Genomic DNA, 14,535 nt, shown 5'->3' with positions numbered 1-14,535 from the left:
CGCCGGGTGCGTGGAGAAGTTCTCCGGGCACCCGGCGCCGATCTCGTCAGATGAGGGTCAGGGTGAGCGTTCCGGAGTACGCGCCTGCGGCGGCGAACTGCGGTGTGGTGAGGGTGATTTGGGCGTCAGCGGTGAACTTTCCTCCGGTGGTCCCGCCGCCCGCGGCCACACTGCACAGCACGGCAGCGGCCGAACCCAGCGGACCGGCCGTACCGTTGGCGACCTCGTCCAGACTTCCCGGGGTCGCCGCGCACGACGGCGTCCAGGCGAGGTTCCCCGCCGGGATCTTGTCCGTGCCGTTCGCCGCCACCAGATCGGTCATCGCGCCGGTCAGCGACCAACCCAGGTTGCCGCCACGGGCGTCCGTGACCGTCACCTGGTTGAGGCTCGCGGTCAGCGTCTGCGCCTCGCCGTTCAGCGTCGCCGACCCGAAGTCGATCCCGGTCCCGGCCTGCGACATCGACAACGTCCCAGGAGCCAGCGTCACCGTGGGCGCCTGCGTGCCCTGCGCGGTGGCGATGTGGAAAGGCAGGATCGCCGCGGTGGAGTCGTCGGTCCCGGCCCGTACCCGGATGAACGACGTCCACGGGTCGGTGACGGTGAACTCCGTGGGAGGGACGGTGCCGTCCGGCAGGCTCGTCAGGTTGACGAAGCCCTCGAGGTCGAACTGGTCGGCGTCCAGCGCGCTGATGTTGATGTTGCCGTTCGGCGGCAGGTTCTCGGCGGTGACGGTGACCACCGTGCCGAGCGGTCCGCTCGATGTGCTCAGGAACGCCCTCGGCGGACCGTCGGGCACGAAGTTCTTGAGCGTGACCGTCGCCTTGCCGGCGCCGGTGCCGTCGGTGACCTGGACGACGTGCGGCCCTTCGGAAGCGGAGGGCGAAACCGTGGCCGTGCCTGTCAACTTGCCCGCGCTGTCGACCACCAACGTATGGGTGGTGAATCCGCTGGTCTGGCACGCATTTCCGGCCGCGTCGCACAAGGTCAGATGCGGCGTCGCGTTCGGCGTGTAGTCGGCGCCCGACAGGTCGATGGTCGCGCCCGGACGTACCTCGCCCGAGGGGGCGGTGAGCGACGGGCCACTCGACTGCCCATCCTGCACGGTCAACGTGGCCACGGTCCCGGGCGCGGCGCCCAGGGGCTCGCACCGTGTCTCGGCATCGATCCCAAAGGCCTCGATGAACGTGAACGTACGGTGGTTCTTCGGCGCGAGGTCGACCGTGCCGGCCGCGTTCAGGGTGAACGTTCCGGTCATGTCGCTGAGGATCAGGTCGGTACCGACCGGCGCCTCGGGGTTCAGCCGCGGGCCTTCGACCGTGACGGTCCCGGTCTGTGCTCCCGTCAGTTCGAGGTTTCCGACGGGCTTCGTGGAGTCCTTCGGAATGGAGGGCAGGCCGGCGTTGGGGACCTTGCTGTACGACTTCCACTTCCAGCTCACGGTGACGAGGTCACCGACGGTGTAGACGTCCTTGACCGGCGAGACCGTGACGTCGACCTTGGTCTCCGACGGCGGGATGTCCAGCCCGGTGGCTATCTGGTTCACGCACTTCGATGTCCAGGTCGTCTCCTGCGCGTTCGCGGCAGGCGCGGTGAACACGATCGCCCCCGCGAGGGCGAGCACCCCCGTCGCCACGACCGCCGCGGCTCTTCGGGGAATCAGTTGTCTCGCCACAGTTCTCCTCCATCGCACGAGGCCGAAACCATGGGGCCTCAGATCAGGGTCAGGGTCAGGGTCAGGGTCAGGGTGAGCGTTCCGGAGTACGCGCCTGCGGCGGGATGACGAGCCTCAGCACCGCGTTGGGGGCGCCCCCGCCGGTGGCCTCGGCGTCCGCCGACTGGCTGCACCGGTCGACGGGGCCGCCGATGCGCCCGGCGTGCGGCCGGCCAAGGTGCCGAGGCCCCCTGGCTCGCGGCGCACGAAGGGGGCAACGAGATGGTCCTGGTGAACTGACGCCCCCCGCCGATGCCCCCACCACGAGCGAACTTCGCCACCGGCCGAACGCCATCAAGGTGTTGTCGGCAAATGGTGTTCCGGGAATTGGCACGGAATGTGCTCGGTCGACGAGGGGAAGTCAATAGCGGTTGACTTCCCTGTTCGGTCGACACGTGCCAACGGGACGGCCCTGCATCCCTTTCACGGAAATCCGTTACTGCACCCTGCAGTTCGTGATCAGCCGGTGTCCGTGAGTGCATGCTCCGGCTCGGCCGCCGGACCAAGGCGGATCGGCTCGGTCCCACTACGGCGTCGCCGCAACCCGGCGCCGGCGTTGCGGTCCATGCCACAAATGCCGTGCGGCACACCCGAGTTCCCGGGTGTGCCGCACAACCGCGCAGTAAGCGGATTCAGCGATCGGTCACGGGGTGTACGTGAACGGCGCCGATGCCTTGATGCTGGAGTTGAAGGTCTCCTCCGCGACGATCCGGACGGTGGTCGGGTCGTTCAGGTACATCCAGGTGATCCAGTTGCCGGCGCCGTCGGCGGCGGCGTAGTTGTAGTCACCGGTCTTCTGGCCGGCCGCGTTCACGCCGTACAGCTTGATCCACGCCCAGTCGGCGAAGTCGTCACCGGTGATCCAGGTCTTCGTGCCCAGCGGGCCGGAGCTCGGGGACAGCGAGATCGAGTGCTTCTGCACGGTCAGCGGAGTGGTGGCCGAGATACCGCCCGCGGTGACCTTCACGGTGTAGTTCGCGGGGGTCACGCTTCCGGCGACCTTGACCGAGCCGCTCAGCGCGCCGGCCGCGGAGACCGTCAGCGTCGAGTTGGTGAGCGAGGCCGCGTTGCAGTTGTTGCCGGCGGTGTCACACAGTGCGGCGGTCGGCGAGGCGCTGCCCGGCCAGTTCGAACCCGACAGCGTCACGACGCCGTTGCGGTACGAGACCGCCGGCGAAGCGGCGACGGTCGGCGGTGCGGTCGCGACGGTGAAGGGCACGAACGTCCGGTTGGCAGGGTTGGCGCCCTCGCGAACGCGGATGCTGGCGGTCGTCGGCGCGGAGATCGTGTACTGCCCGGTGAACGTTCCGTCCGGCGTCGTGAACGCGTTCACGCTGCCACTCACCGCACCGTTCGCCCCATCGACCGCGGTGAGGCTCACGTTCGAGTTGGGCTCCCAACCGCTGCCGTTGACGGTGACGACGGTCCCGACCGGGCCCGAGGTCGGGTTCACCGTGCCATTCCGGACGCCGGGCACCGGCACGAACGCCTGCACGGTGATCGGGCTGGACGCCTGCTTGGTCCCGGCGGTCACCGTGACGTTGTAGTTCCCGTTCGGAATGCCGGAGATCGCCAGGGTTCCGGTGCCCGAGAGCGCGCCTTGCGCGGACACGGCCAGCGTGCTGTTGGTGATCGGGTTGACGACACAGGCGCCGCCGCCGACCGGGCATACGTCGACGGTCGGGGTCTGGCCGGTCGGCCAGCCCAGCCCGGCGAAGTTGAGCGTGTATCCGGGGCGCACCGTGCCGGTCGGCGAGCTCAGCGTCGGCTGCGCGGAGCCCGGGCCCTGGACGTTCACGGTGCCGATGCTGGTGGCTCCGGACACCACGTCACACGGGGTCTGGTAGGTCCCGCCGAACACCACGGTCTGGGTGTTGGTCCGCACAGGGGTGAAGGAGACCAGCCCCGACGCGGTGCTCGGAACCACGAAGTCGCCCGCGTAGGTGGGGATCGGGACCGGCTGTCCGGCCGTGGTGTTGATCGGGATGGTCGGCCCGGTCACCGTCACTGTGCCGGTTGCACCCCCACTCATCGCCAGTTGGATCGAGGGGGTGGTGGGAATGTTGCTCAGGGTCTGCGTGCTGTTGACCGGGCTGAGCCCCAGCGTGACCACCGCGTGCACCAGCGAACCCGGCGCGGCGTTGGCCGGGGTCAGGGTCACGTCCATGGTCTGCGGGCCGGTGCCCTCGCCCTGCCCCACGGGCAGGACGCAGTGCACCGTCGGTGTCGTCACACCGGCCGTGGCGGTTGGCGCCAGGGCGGTGAGCCCGGCCCCGGCGAGCACCAGGCCGGCACTCGCGAACACGGCGCCGGTGCGCCGCGTCAGGACACTTGAGAAACGAGACACGGGTCTCCTCAACTCCTCGCATGCGAAACGAACAGGGGACGATCGGCCGAGTGGCCGCGGACTCGCCGATGCCGGGCCCGACTACCCTCGGATTTCTTCGCGGTGAACATGGCGAGCCCCCGGCGCATCGCGTTCCTCGATTCCAGGATCTGGAGTCGTACGGTGCACCGGGGGCCCGGCAACTCAGCCCCCTGAAGGGGGTTTGCGCCCTAAGGCGTCAGATGAGGGTCAGCGTGAGCGTCCCCGTGTAGGTCCCAGCAGCAGCGAACTGCGGGGTGGTGAGGGTCACTTGAGCGTCAGCGGTGAACTTTCCACCGGTCGTCGTGGTACCCGGAGCCTGGCTGCACAGCGCAGCCGGGCTCGAACCCAAAGCGCCGGGCGAACCGTTCGCGACCTCGCTCAGGCTGCCCGGTGTCGCGGCGCACGACGGCGTCCACGCCACATTGCCCGCCGGGATCTTGTCCGTGCCGTTCGCCGCGACCAGGTCGGTCATGGTACCCGTGAGGGACCAGCCCAACTTGCCGCCGCGAGCGTCCAGGATGGTCACCTGGTTCAGGTTCGCCTGGAGGGTCTGGGCCTCACCGTTCAGCGTCGCCGAGCCGAAGTCGATCCCGTCACCGGCCTGCGACATCGACAGCGGACCCGACGCCAGCGTCACCGTCGGGTACTGCTCCCCCGTTGGGACGGTACGCACCGTGAACGGCACGAAGACCCGCAGTGAGGTGTCGGCACCGTCGCGGAGCCGGAACTGGGCGGTGTCCGCACTGGTGATCGTCACCTGAGTGGAGAATTTGCCCGTCGCGTCGGTGAAGGCGTTCGCCGACGAGGCGACTCCGCTGCCAGCGGCGTTCATCGGCGTGATGCTGACGTTGCTGTTGGGTGTCCAGCCGGTGCCGCTGACCGTCACCACATCACCGACGCCGGCAGCGGCCGGGTTGACGGCCCCGTCCCGGGGAGTCGGCGAGACGTACGGGGTGATGGCCAGCGGGGACAGAGCCGCCTTGGTCCCGTCGGAGACCCTGACGGCGTAGGCGCCGTCAGGTATGCCAGAAGGTGCCAAAGTGGCCTTGCCGGTCAGCTTGCCCTGCCCGTCGATCGCGAGCGTGTTCGCGGTGAACGAACTCGCCGAGCAGTTCGATCCGTCCGGCGCGCAAAGCGAGAGTTGCGGCACGGCACTCGGCGCGAAGTTGCTGCCGGTCAGGTCGATTTCGAAGCCGCGGTGCGACTCCGCCGGCCCGTTCAGCACCGGATCGGCCGTCTGCGCGCCTTCGACCGTCAGCGTCGCGACGTCGCCGGGAACCTGTCCAGCCACCGGCTGGCAAGTCGTCACCGACTGGATGCCGAACACCGTCGACACGGTCTTGTAGCCCTTGGGTGCCAGGGTCAACGTGCCCGGCGCGGTGAGGGTGAAGGTCCCGGTCATGTCGGGGACCTTCAGCTCTTCACCGGCATTCGCCGGGGGGTGTTCCTGGGGCCCGGTAACCTGGACGACCTCAGTCTGCGCACCGGTGACCCCGACATCGCCGAACGGCTTCGTCGAGTTCTCCGGCAGCGTCGGGATCGGGCTGGACAGCGGAACCTTGGGGAAGGCGACCCACTTCCAGTTGACGGTCACCACGTCGCCGACCGTGTACTTGTCCTTCACCGGCGACACGGTGACGTCGTACTCGCTCGGGACTTCGCCCACCGGACCGACGAAGTCGTTGACGCACAGGGACGTGTACTTCACCACGGTGGCGTTGGCGGCCGGTGAGACGGCCACCAAGACCCCCGTTACGGCCAGGACGCCCGTGGCCACGGCGGCGGTGAGCCTTCGGGGCTTCATTCTTCGCAACACCAGGATTGTGCTCCTTCGTGAGCGCCTGGCGCCGGGGGCGCCAGGGAGGTCGACCGCGGCCCATTGCCCAAAATCAAGATCCCCAGCCGGCGAACCGATTAGTAGGCGGCGTGCGGAGGTCCAATGGTTCTCGCGGAACCTGCCCGGAAAATCAATCGAAGTCAATAGGAGAATCGTGGTCGACCCACTCGACACGTGTCACCGGCAAACGTGAGGTCGACACCCTTGAAACACGCCCGACGGCAACCGAGCATGAGATCGCAAAACCCGTCGATAAACACGGCGAAGAATATTGACGACAAACAGATCAAGCGCTTGAATGCCTAGTGGGCCGCCTAGGCTCCGCACGGCCCGCACCCGTCACCCCCGGCACGGAACGGCCGTTCTGCACCCCCGAGGACACCGCGTTCCCTGCCTCCAAGAAGAGGAAGGCACACCCTTGTCCAAGATCAAGAGTCTCGCCGTCGCCGCCGCCACGGCCGGCTTCACTTCGGCCGCGGTCATGTTCGCCGCGCCGGCCATGGCCGCCGAGGCGAACGCCACCTACAGCTGCGGCGCCTACGGCACGATCAGCGCGAACTTCGAGCGCATCGGTGCCACCGGCCTTGAGATCAACGCGACGATCCCGGGCGGCTTCACCGCACCGTCGCCTGGCAGCACGAGCATCACGAGCAAGCTGAACGGCACGACCGGTCCTTCTGCCAGCCTCTCGCCCGGTACCTACGGCAGCATTCTGCTGTCGGGCACCTTCGGCACCTTGAGCTCGGCACCCTCGACCATCCAGCTGACCGCCAGCAACAGCGCCGGAACGACCATCATCAACTGCACCCTCTCCTCCGGTGGCAGCGGCTGGCCGATCTGACACACCCTGGCCACTGATGCAGGCGCATCGTCCGCGCCGGCCTCGAGTGCTCGCGGTTCCGCTCCTCGTACTCCTAATACGAGGAGTGCCGCGAGCACTCTCGGCCCGGACGCGCCGCACTCGCACTGCGGGTTGCGGCGAGCACACGGAGCGCAAGCGTAACAACTGCGTGAGTCGGGCGGGTTAACCCGTCGCGGCACGCGTGGCAGTGCCCCGCCGAGCCTCGGCGGGGCACTGCCGCGTTCCGGCAGGAGCCACCCCCGACCGATCCTCCGCACTCGTTCCCACGTGCGCTCCCGGACGGTTTCGCGCGGTCCGCGATCTTCGGTATTTGTCGATTCTGAACGAATCCGACCGGTGACACGTGCCGATTCTCCGAACGCCAGGCGCTCCGCGCCGGCTCGAAAGAATCTTGGACATCAGTTGTTGACATGCGACGAAGACATCGGTTAAATAGGCTGTTGCAAGTTTTGCATTGATGATTTTTCCGCAGCATATCGGCGACGCAGGGATAAAATTCGCCGCGCCCGGTCCACGGGTACGGGATTCGCTCGCAGAGGAATTCTGCGCGCCGCGCCGTGGCAGATGATATTTCCCTCCTGCAACCCGGAGGAATCATCGCCCGTGCCGCGCGAGCGTGCGTCGCGCGGTCGGCCGACGAATTCGGCGTCCGCGTCAAAAACACCTACACGTGTCATCACGCTGGGCGCAGCGTCGACAACGTTTCGACGTACCAAGATCCGCTCCCCGTCTCATCGGGAGTCGGACGAAGCCTCCGCCGGAGAATCGGAGGATGCGCCGAGGGGCACTTCGAGAAGTGCCTGCACTCGACGTGAGAACTCGTGGGTCAGGTCGCCGTCGAGACCCCCCAGGGGGGCGACAAGTCGGTCCAGGAGTTCATGGACGACGCTGATTGCCGCCTGGGTCTTCTCGCGGCCCCGCTCCGTGAGTCCCAGCCGGATGGCCCGGGTGTCCATGGGGTCGCGGGTGCGTTCGATGAGGCCGTCGGACTCGAGGGTGCGGGCGAGTTTGGAGACGTACAGGGCCTCCAGGCCGGCGTGATCGGCGAGTTCGCGCTGCGTGGGGCTCGCGCCGGACCGGGTCATGCCGAACAGCGAGGCGAGCAGCGCGTATTGCGCGTGCGTGAGGCCGAGGGGCGCAAGGGCGCGGTCGACGGCGACGCGCCACTTCATGGAGAGCCGCCAGACCAGGAAGCCGGGGGTGGGTCCTAGGGGCTCGTCCGCCAGCTTGTCATCCGTCATGCAGATACTATACATGGCTACTAAATTGCGTGCCGGGGACACCCCTGAAAAGGGCGCCCATCACGGTGCGGGCGGCACTCTCCGCGAATGCCGCCCGCGTGCCGCGGTCACAGCGCCAAGTCGTGGCCCGTCGTGCTGTCGACGTGGTCGGGGATGTCGCCCTCGTGGCGGTTGCCCGTCGTGGCGGTGCCGGAGGGCTCGAACATCAGGATCGACCCGCCGGGCGAAGTCGGCTTGTGCTCCGTGCCCTTGGGGACGACGAACGTGTCCCCCTTGGTCAGCACGACGGTCCGCTCGTTGCCGTCGGCGTCGCGCATCGCGATGTCGAAACGGCCGTCCAGGACGAGGAAGAACTCGTCGGTGTCCTCGTGCACGTGCCAGACGTGGTCGCCGAGCGTGTGCGCGATGCGTACGTCGTAGTCGTTCATGCGGGCGACGATGCGCGGGCTGTACACGTCGTCGAACGAGGCGAGGGCGGCGGTGAGGTTCACGGGTTCCATGACCCGATCCTCACCGATCGGGCCGCTCGCGGCACGGATTATTCGTACGCGCGGTCACACCTCCAGCGTGACCGGGTACACGTCGTCCGCAGGGTGGCCGGCCATCGCGTGCACGCGGCGCACGGCGTCCGCATCAGGCCCCTCGGCCAGGCAGAACACCATCCCGGAGTCCGGGTCGGCCCACGCGTGCTTGAACTCCACGTGCTCCATGTCCTGGAGCGCCAAGTCCTGCTGGTGGGCGGCCTTCAAATCGTCGGCGCTGATCCCCCGCATGTTGCGGTGCACATCCATGAAGACAGGCATGGTCTTGCTCCTCACCGTCGGCAGGCGTCGGAGAAGTCGACCCTTCAAGTCAAGCACTCATACCGGTACAGATCTATACGAAACGGCTATTGGTCGATGCCACGCACCCCATGGCGCGACTTCGCCGCCTGCCGGGCGAAGCGCTCCTGAATGTCGGGGCGCTTCGCCAGCTTCGCCGGGTAGCCGGGGCCCATCCGCATCGACGTGTCCTCGAAGCGGAGCCGTTCGCCGCACGACGTGCAGTGCGTGTCGGGCTCGGTGACGTTGCCGCAGCGGTCGTGGTGCACCAGGACCGGCGGGCCGGACTCGTCGGTCGTCCAGCGGTCGCCCCAGCGCATCATGGCGACGAGCACCGGGAAGAAGTCCGTGCCCTTCTCGGTCAGCACGTAGTCGTAGCGCACCGGGTCGGTCTGGTACGCCCGCTTCTCCATCAAGCCCTCGTCGACGAGCGTCTTCAGACGGTCCGACAGCGTCGTCCGGGCGATGCCCAGGCCCTGCTGGAACTCGTCGAACTTGCGGACGCCGTAGAACGCTTCGCGCAGCACGAGCGGCGTCCACCAGTCGCCGAGCAGGTCCATGGTCCGGGCGACCGTGCACGGCCAGTTCGCGAAAGACGTACGCCTCATGCCCTCCACCCTACGGTCTTGACGCAGTAAGTCTATCTAGACAACTCTGCTGTTCAGAGAGCCCTCTCGACGGAACGGCCAAGGAGCCCCAGATGGAGTGGACAGGACAGCGCTACGCCGACACCCCGACCGTGGCGGTCGAGACGTACATCGAGGCGCCACCCGCGCGGGTCTGGGAGTTGGTCTCCGACATCCACTTGCTGCCCCGGCTGAGCAGCGAACTGCGGTCCGTCGAATGGCTCGACGGCGCGACGGGCCCCGCGGTGGGCAACACCTTCGCCGGCGACAACGAACACGACGCGTTCGGTGAGTGGCGGACCACGTCGTATATCACCGAGTGCGAGCCGCCGCACCGCCTCACCTGGGCCGTCACAGACCCCGAAGAACCCACCGCCACCTGGCGGTTCACGGTGCGCCCCGAGGGCTCGGGCACGGTGCTGGAGCAGTGGGTGCGCATGGGGCCCGGGCGTTCGGGGCTGAGCGTCGCCATCGAGCAGATGCCGGACAAGGAGCAGAAGATCGTGTTCGTCAGGCTGCGCGAGTTCGAGGCGGGCATCACGGCCAACCTCGCCGCGATCAAGGACTTGGCGGAGGGACGGGCATGACGATGCGTACCGCGACGACGATCGAGGGCTCCGGCGGGCCGAGTTGGGCGGAGACCGTCGACTTCGCCGTCGAGGCGGAGAAGATCGGTCTCGACATCTGCTGGGTGGCGGAGGCGTGGGGGTCCGACGCCCCGTCGACGCTGGGCTATCTGGCGGCCTGCACCAATCGCATGCTGCTCGGCTCCGGCGTCATCCAACTGGGCACGCGCACGCCGGTGGCCGTCGCACAGGCCGCGATGTCGCTGGCGCACATGACCGAAGGGCGCTTTCTGCTCGGCCTGGGGCCGTCCGGCCCGCAGGTCGTCGAAGGGTTGCACGGCGTGCCGTTCGCACGACCGCTGACGCGGATGCGCGAGACCGTCGAGATCGTGCGCAGCGTGTTCGCGGGAGACAAAGTCGCCTACTCGGGCGAGGCGTTCGCGATCCCGCTGCCGGACGGCGAGGGGCGGCCGATGCGCGTGAGCATGCCCTCGGTGGAGGTGCCGGTGTACCTCGCGTCGATGTCGCCGAAGATGCTCGAACTGACGGGACAGGTCGCGGACGGGTGGCTCGGCACCAGCTTCGTGCCGGAGGGCTCGCAGGCGTACTTCGCGCACCTGGACGCGGGGCTTGCCGCGAGCGGGCGTACGCGCGCCGACCTCGACGTCTGCCAGGGCGCGGAGGTCTACTTCGTCGACGACCAGGAGGAGTTGACCGCGTACGTCGGCGAGCGGAAGAAGGAACTCGCCTTCTCCCTCGGCGGCATGGGCTCCGGCCGCACGAACTTCTACAACAACGCCTACAGCAGGCAGGGTTGGGCCGAGGTCGCGGCCGAGGTACGCGAGCGCTGGCAGGCCGGCGACCGCGACGGCGCGGCCGGGCTCGTGACCGACGAGATGGTGCTCGCCACCACGCTCATCGGCACCGAGGACATGGTCCGCGAGCGCCTCCGCGTATGGCAGGACGTAGGCGTCACGACGGTACGCATGTACCCGTCCGGTGCCACGATCGCCGACCGCCTCGACACCCTGGGCCGCGCGATCGAGCTGGTGCGCGAAGTCGGTTGAACCCGTGAGCCGCCTACTCGGTCCCCCACGTGAAGTGGGGCGCGCGGCGTTCGGTGAAGGCGGCGAGGCCCTCGCGTACGTCTGCCGACGCCCGCGAGCGCTGCTCCCACGCGTGCACGCGCTCCGGGTCCGGGGTCGCGGTGCTCAGCAGGTCCTTGGCCGCGCGCACGGTGAGCTGGGAGCGCGACGCGATGGTGCGGGCGAAGGCGTACACGCGCTCCTCGGCTGCCTCGGGCCTGAAGACGTCCTCCACCAGCCCGACCCTCAAAGCCTGCTGACTGTCCATCAACTCGGCCGAGAACAACAGGTACTTGGCGGTCGCGACACCGACGACGCGGGCAAGGCGGGCGGTGGAGCCCGCGTCGTACACGATGCCGAGCTTCGCCGGGGTCACGCCGAACCGCGCGGTGGCGTCCGCGAATCGCAGGTCGCACGCCACGGCGAGTTGGCAGCCGCCGCCCACGCACGCGCCCCGCACGAAGGCGATCGTCGGCTTCGGGAAGGCGGCGAGCGCCTGCTCCGCCGCCGCGTTCAACGCGTGGTAGGCGTCGGCCGACTCGGCCGTGGCGTAGTGGCCCTGGAGTTCGCGGATGTCCGCGCCCGCGGAGAAGACGCCGTCGGTGCCGGTGAGCACCAGGACGCGCACCTCGCGGTCGACCTCCAGGCCGGCGAGGATGTCCGGGATCGCCGACCACATCGCGGCCGTCAGCGCGCCGCGCGCCTCGGGCCGGTCGATGCGCAGCGTCGCGACGCCGTCCTCGACGCCGAGGGCCAGCCCCGCGACTCCGGTGTCCACCTGCCGTGCGCCCATGCCGCTGTCCCGCCTTCCCTCCGCCGTACCGGCCGCGCAAGGGTCCGGTCCCGTGGCGACCACGGTACGGGGGCCGCCCGGCGCTACCCGGCGAGGGGTTCCAGCACGAGCACCGGGATCGTCCGCGCGGTCGCGGTCTCGTAGTCGCCGAAGGACGGCACAAGCGCCTTGTGCGCGGCCCACAGTCGCTCCCGCTCGGCGGGCTCGACGACTTCGGTGGCCCGCACCACGAACGTACGGTCTCCGGCCTCGACGATCGCGGCGGGGTCGGCGAGCAAGTTGCGGTACCACTCCGGGTGCCGGTCCGAACCGCGGTTCGAGGCCGTGACGACGTAGCGGGACCCGTCGCCCGAGTACGCGAGCGGCGACGTTCGCGGCACACCGCTGTGCCGCCCGGTCGTGGTCAGGAGCAGCATCTGCCGGCCTTCGAAGGCCCCGCCGAGACGACCGCCGTTGGCCCTGAACTCGGCGATCAGCGCGGCGTTGAACCGCCTCATGTCCTGCGGGCTCATCAGGGTCCGTTTCTCCGTGTACGCGGTCTCCCGCACGTTAGGCCACGGCCCCCCGGTACCCGCAACGAAACCGGGCGCCGACACGCCCACCGGTGGCCGACACCCGGCTGACATTCGCCGCTTGTCCACTACAAACGGACCAGACACATCAAGAACTGAGAAAGAACCTGATATGCGTAGTCACCTCGTAGTGCCTCCCCTCGTCGCGGTCGCCGCGGCCGCCGGCCTCGCCTCCGCAGCACCGGCCCAGGCCCAGGCCGCCGAACCGCCGCTCGGGGACCTCGCGCTCCGGTCCGACTGCGGCGAGAGCGGCCACGACCTCGGCAAGGCCTTCCACCTCGGCGGACCGCTCCCCATCGACCACGACGGCTGCGCGAGCACCGACCACCAAACCCTCCGCCTGGCCCCGAGCGAACTCACCGGCCTGTAGCGCCGTGACCGGGTTGCCGCGGGGCTCCGACGGCAAGTCGGCCGCCCACCGCTTCCGGCAGTTCTTCCACGCCCGGCATCGTCTTCCACTTCGCCGACCGGCGCGTCAGGCGCCGGGCAGCGCCTTGCCGCCCGGAGCGGACGGGGCGGCGGAGATGTCGCCCTCCAGCGGGGGCGCGCCCACCGCGCAGTTCGTCCGGCAGGCGGGCTCCGCACGCGGCCCGGAGTCCGCGGTGACCTCCAGCGCGTCGGAGCGCACGGTCGTCCAGGCGAGCACGGCTCCGAGCACCAGCAGTCCGGCGCAGATCCACATCGCCTTGTCGAAGCCCGAATCCACGGTCGCCGGGACCCGGTAACCGTCCCCGGTCATGCCCACGATCGCCGGGAGCCCGGCCACCGCCAGCAGGCCGGCCGCGCGGGCGGCGGCGTTGTTGACACCCGAGGCGATGCCCGCCCGGGCGACGTCCACCGACGCCAGCACCGTCGCGGTCAGCGGGGCGACGGTCACCGACAACCCGAGGCCCAGCAGCGCGACACCCGGCAGCACCTCCGTGATGTACGGCGCGTCCGCCCCGATCCGCAGCATCAGCAGCAGGCCGCCCGCGCACAGCAGCGGCCCGACCGTCATCGGCAGGCGCGGCCCCATGCGCTTGGCGAGGTCACCCGCACGTGCGGACAGCAGCAGCATCAGGACGGTGATCGGCAAGGTGGCGAGGCCGGAGTTCTGCGGCGAGTAGCCGGAGACCGTCTGTAGCTGCAAGACCAGGAAAAACAGGACGGCGCTGAGCGCGGCGTACACACACAGGGTCACGATGTTGACGGCGGTGAACTGGCGGGACGAGAACACGTCCAGCGGCAGCATGGGCTCGCGTACGCGCCGCTCGACCATCACGAACGCGACCCCCGCCGCGATGCCCGCGACCCCGGCGACCACCGCGGTCGGCAGCGAGTCGGGGGCGGAGATCAGCGCCCACGTCACCCCTGCGAGACCGAGGGCCGCGAGCGCGGCGCCGCTGATGTCGAAGCGGCCGGACTGCCGGGCGTCGAACGTCTCGGGCACGTGCTTGAGCGCCACCACGATGGTGACCGCCGCGAGCGGCAGGTTGATCAGGAAGATCCATCGCCAGTTGACCGAGTCGACCAGCCAGCCGCCCAGGAACGGCCCGATCGCGGTGGCCACGCCGCCGAGCCCGGACCACGCCCCGACCGCGCGCGGCCGGTCGTCGGCGTGGAAGGTCGCCTGGATGATCGCCAGCGACCCCGGGGTGAGCAGGGCCCCGCCGATGCCTTGCAGGGCCCGGGCCAGGATGAGCATCTCGGCGTTGGGCGCGATGCCGCACAGCAGCGAGGCGACGGCGAACCACGCGACGCCGATGACGAAGACCTTCCGGCGGCCGTAGCGGTCCCCGAGCGCGCCGCCGAGCAGGATCAGGCCCGCGAGGGTGAGGGTGTACGCGTTGACGATCCACTGGAGCGCGGAGACCGAGGTGTTCAGGTCCCGGCCGATGGTCGGCAGGGCCACGTTGACGACCGTGCCGTCCAGCATGACGATGCCGGAGCCGAGGACCGTCGTGAGCAGGATCCACCGTCCGGTGGCCGAGCCGTACCTGATCTCGCCCACCCGCGCCGCATCAGCCATACCCCCGATGATGGTGGGTGCACGGGGCCGCCGCGCGCTGAAGAG

General features: G+C 69.2%; 14 protein-coding genes. 4 read left to right on the top strand and 10 right to left on the bottom strand.

Annotated features, from left to right (window positions below; genetic code table 11):
• Positions 1–46: 46 nt before the first annotated feature.
• From ACWD12_RS22540 to ACWD12_RS22530, 3 genes are all read right to left on the bottom strand, one after another.
• Positions 47–1,672 (bottom strand): WxL domain-containing protein, encoded by a 1,626-nt coding sequence (locus tag ACWD12_RS22540; RefSeq protein WP_450101015.1) that lies wholly within the window; start codon positions 1,670–1,672, stop codon positions 47–49.
• A gap of 682 nt (positions 1,673–2,354) precedes the next feature.
• Entirely contained in the window at positions 2,355–4,058 is a 1,704-nt protein-coding gene (locus tag ACWD12_RS22535) for a hypothetical protein (protein ID WP_450101014.1), read from the bottom strand.
• A gap of 217 nt (positions 4,059–4,275) precedes the next feature.
• Complete coding sequence (locus tag ACWD12_RS22530; protein ID WP_450101013.1) at positions 4,276–6,060, bottom strand: hypothetical protein; 1,785 nt, start codon at positions 6,058–6,060, stop codon at positions 4,276–4,278.
• 274 nt (positions 6,061–6,334) lie between these two features.
• Between ACWD12_RS22530 and ACWD12_RS22525 the strand changes: the two genes are divergently transcribed.
• Entirely contained in the window at positions 6,335–6,757 is a 423-nt protein-coding gene (locus ACWD12_RS22525) for a hypothetical protein (protein ID WP_450101012.1), read from the top strand.
• A 752-nt stretch (positions 6,758–7,509) separates the two neighbouring features.
• Here the strand turns inward: ACWD12_RS22525 and ACWD12_RS22520 are convergent.
• From ACWD12_RS22520 to ACWD12_RS22505, 4 genes are all read right to left on the bottom strand, one after another.
• Positions 7,510–8,019 (bottom strand): MarR family winged helix-turn-helix transcriptional regulator, encoded by a 510-nt coding sequence (locus ACWD12_RS22520; protein ID WP_450101011.1) that lies wholly within the window; start codon positions 8,017–8,019, stop codon positions 7,510–7,512.
• Positions 8,020–8,126: 107 nt separating this feature from the next.
• A complete protein-coding gene (locus tag ACWD12_RS22515; RefSeq protein ID WP_450101010.1) occupies positions 8,127–8,519 on the bottom strand; it encodes a cupin domain-containing protein in 393 nt (130 codons plus the stop codon).
• Positions 8,520–8,573: 54 nt separating this feature from the next.
• On the bottom strand, positions 8,574–8,822 hold the full coding sequence (locus tag ACWD12_RS22510) for an SCO4226 family nickel-binding protein (protein ID WP_358362765.1): 249 nt from the start codon (positions 8,820–8,822) through the stop codon (positions 8,574–8,576).
• 86 nt (positions 8,823–8,908) lie between these two features.
• Entirely contained in the window at positions 8,909–9,448 is a 540-nt protein-coding gene (locus ACWD12_RS22505; RefSeq protein ID WP_450101009.1) for a winged helix-turn-helix transcriptional regulator, read from the bottom strand.
• A gap of 92 nt (positions 9,449–9,540) precedes the next feature.
• On the opposite strand from ACWD12_RS22505, the gene ACWD12_RS22500 reads away from it, so the two are divergent.
• On the top strand, positions 9,541–10,053 hold the full coding sequence (locus tag ACWD12_RS22500) for an SRPBCC family protein (RefSeq protein WP_450101008.1): 513 nt from the start codon (positions 9,541–9,543) through the stop codon (positions 10,051–10,053).
• Positions 10,054–10,055: 2 nt separating this feature from the next.
• Entirely contained in the window at positions 10,056–11,099 is a 1,044-nt protein-coding gene (locus tag ACWD12_RS22495) for an LLM class flavin-dependent oxidoreductase (RefSeq protein ID WP_450101119.1), read from the top strand.
• Positions 11,100–11,112: 13 nt separating this feature from the next.
• Here the strand turns inward: ACWD12_RS22495 and ACWD12_RS22490 are convergent, their stop codons facing one another.
• Both ACWD12_RS22490 and ACWD12_RS22485 read right to left on the bottom strand, forming a co-directional pair.
• Positions 11,113–11,910, bottom strand: a complete 798-nt coding sequence (locus ACWD12_RS22490; protein WP_450101007.1) for an enoyl-CoA hydratase/isomerase family protein — start codon at positions 11,908–11,910, stop codon at positions 11,113–11,115.
• A gap of 83 nt (positions 11,911–11,993) precedes the next feature.
• Complete coding sequence (locus ACWD12_RS22485) at positions 11,994–12,422, bottom strand: nitroreductase family deazaflavin-dependent oxidoreductase (RefSeq protein WP_450101006.1); 429 nt, start codon at positions 12,420–12,422, stop codon at positions 11,994–11,996.
• 172 nt (positions 12,423–12,594) lie between these two features.
• On the opposite strand from ACWD12_RS22485, the gene ACWD12_RS22480 reads away from it, so the two are divergent.
• A complete protein-coding gene (locus tag ACWD12_RS22480) occupies positions 12,595–12,852 on the top strand; it encodes a hypothetical protein (RefSeq protein ID WP_450101005.1) in 258 nt (85 codons plus the stop codon).
• A 105-nt stretch (positions 12,853–12,957) separates the two neighbouring features.
• On the opposite strand, the gene ACWD12_RS22475 is transcribed toward ACWD12_RS22480, so the two are convergent.
• Positions 12,958–14,490: an MFS transporter gene (locus tag ACWD12_RS22475; protein ID WP_450101004.1), complete on the bottom strand. Its 1,533-nt coding sequence runs from the start codon at positions 14,488–14,490 to the stop codon at positions 12,958–12,960.
• Positions 14,491–14,535 lie beyond the last annotated feature (45 nt).

It is taken from the genome of Streptodolium elevatio, assembly GCF_053592165.1.
Note: the sequence above shows the minus strand (reverse complement) of the source record. Positions and strands in the feature narration are given on the sequence as shown.

Bases quoted from the DNA above. Each gene is read 5' to 3' on its own strand.
- ACWD12_RS22520 (WP_450101011.1), bottom strand. From the start codon at position 8,019: ATGACGGATGACAAGCTGGCGGACGAGCCCCTAGGACCCACCCCCGGC.
- ACWD12_RS22515 (WP_450101010.1), bottom strand. From the start codon at position 8,519: ATGGAACCCGTGAACCTCACCGCCGCCCTCGCCTCGTTCGACGACGTG.
- ACWD12_RS22510 (WP_358362765.1), bottom strand. From the start codon at position 8,822: ATGCCTGTCTTCATGGATGTGCACCGCAACATGCGGGGGATCAGCGCC.
- ACWD12_RS22505 (WP_450101009.1), bottom strand. From the start codon at position 9,448: ATGAGGCGTACGTCTTTCGCGAACTGGCCGTGCACGGTCGCCCGGACC.
- ACWD12_RS22500 (WP_450101008.1), top strand. From the start codon at position 9,541: ATGGAGTGGACAGGACAGCGCTACGCCGACACCCCGACCGTGGCGGTC.
- ACWD12_RS22495 (WP_450101119.1), top strand. From the start codon at position 10,056: ATGCGTACCGCGACGACGATCGAGGGCTCCGGCGGGCCGAGTTGGGCG.
- ACWD12_RS22490 (WP_450101007.1), bottom strand. From the start codon at position 11,910: ATGGGCGCACGGCAGGTGGACACCGGAGTCGCGGGGCTGGCCCTCGGC.
- ACWD12_RS22485 (WP_450101006.1), bottom strand. From the start codon at position 12,422: ATGAGCCCGCAGGACATGAGGCGGTTCAACGCCGCGCTGATCGCCGAG.
- ACWD12_RS22480 (WP_450101005.1), top strand. From the start codon at position 12,595: ATGCGTAGTCACCTCGTAGTGCCTCCCCTCGTCGCGGTCGCCGCGGCC.
- ACWD12_RS22475 (WP_450101004.1), bottom strand. From the start codon at position 14,490: ATGGCTGATGCGGCGCGGGTGGGCGAGATCAGGTACGGCTCGGCCACC.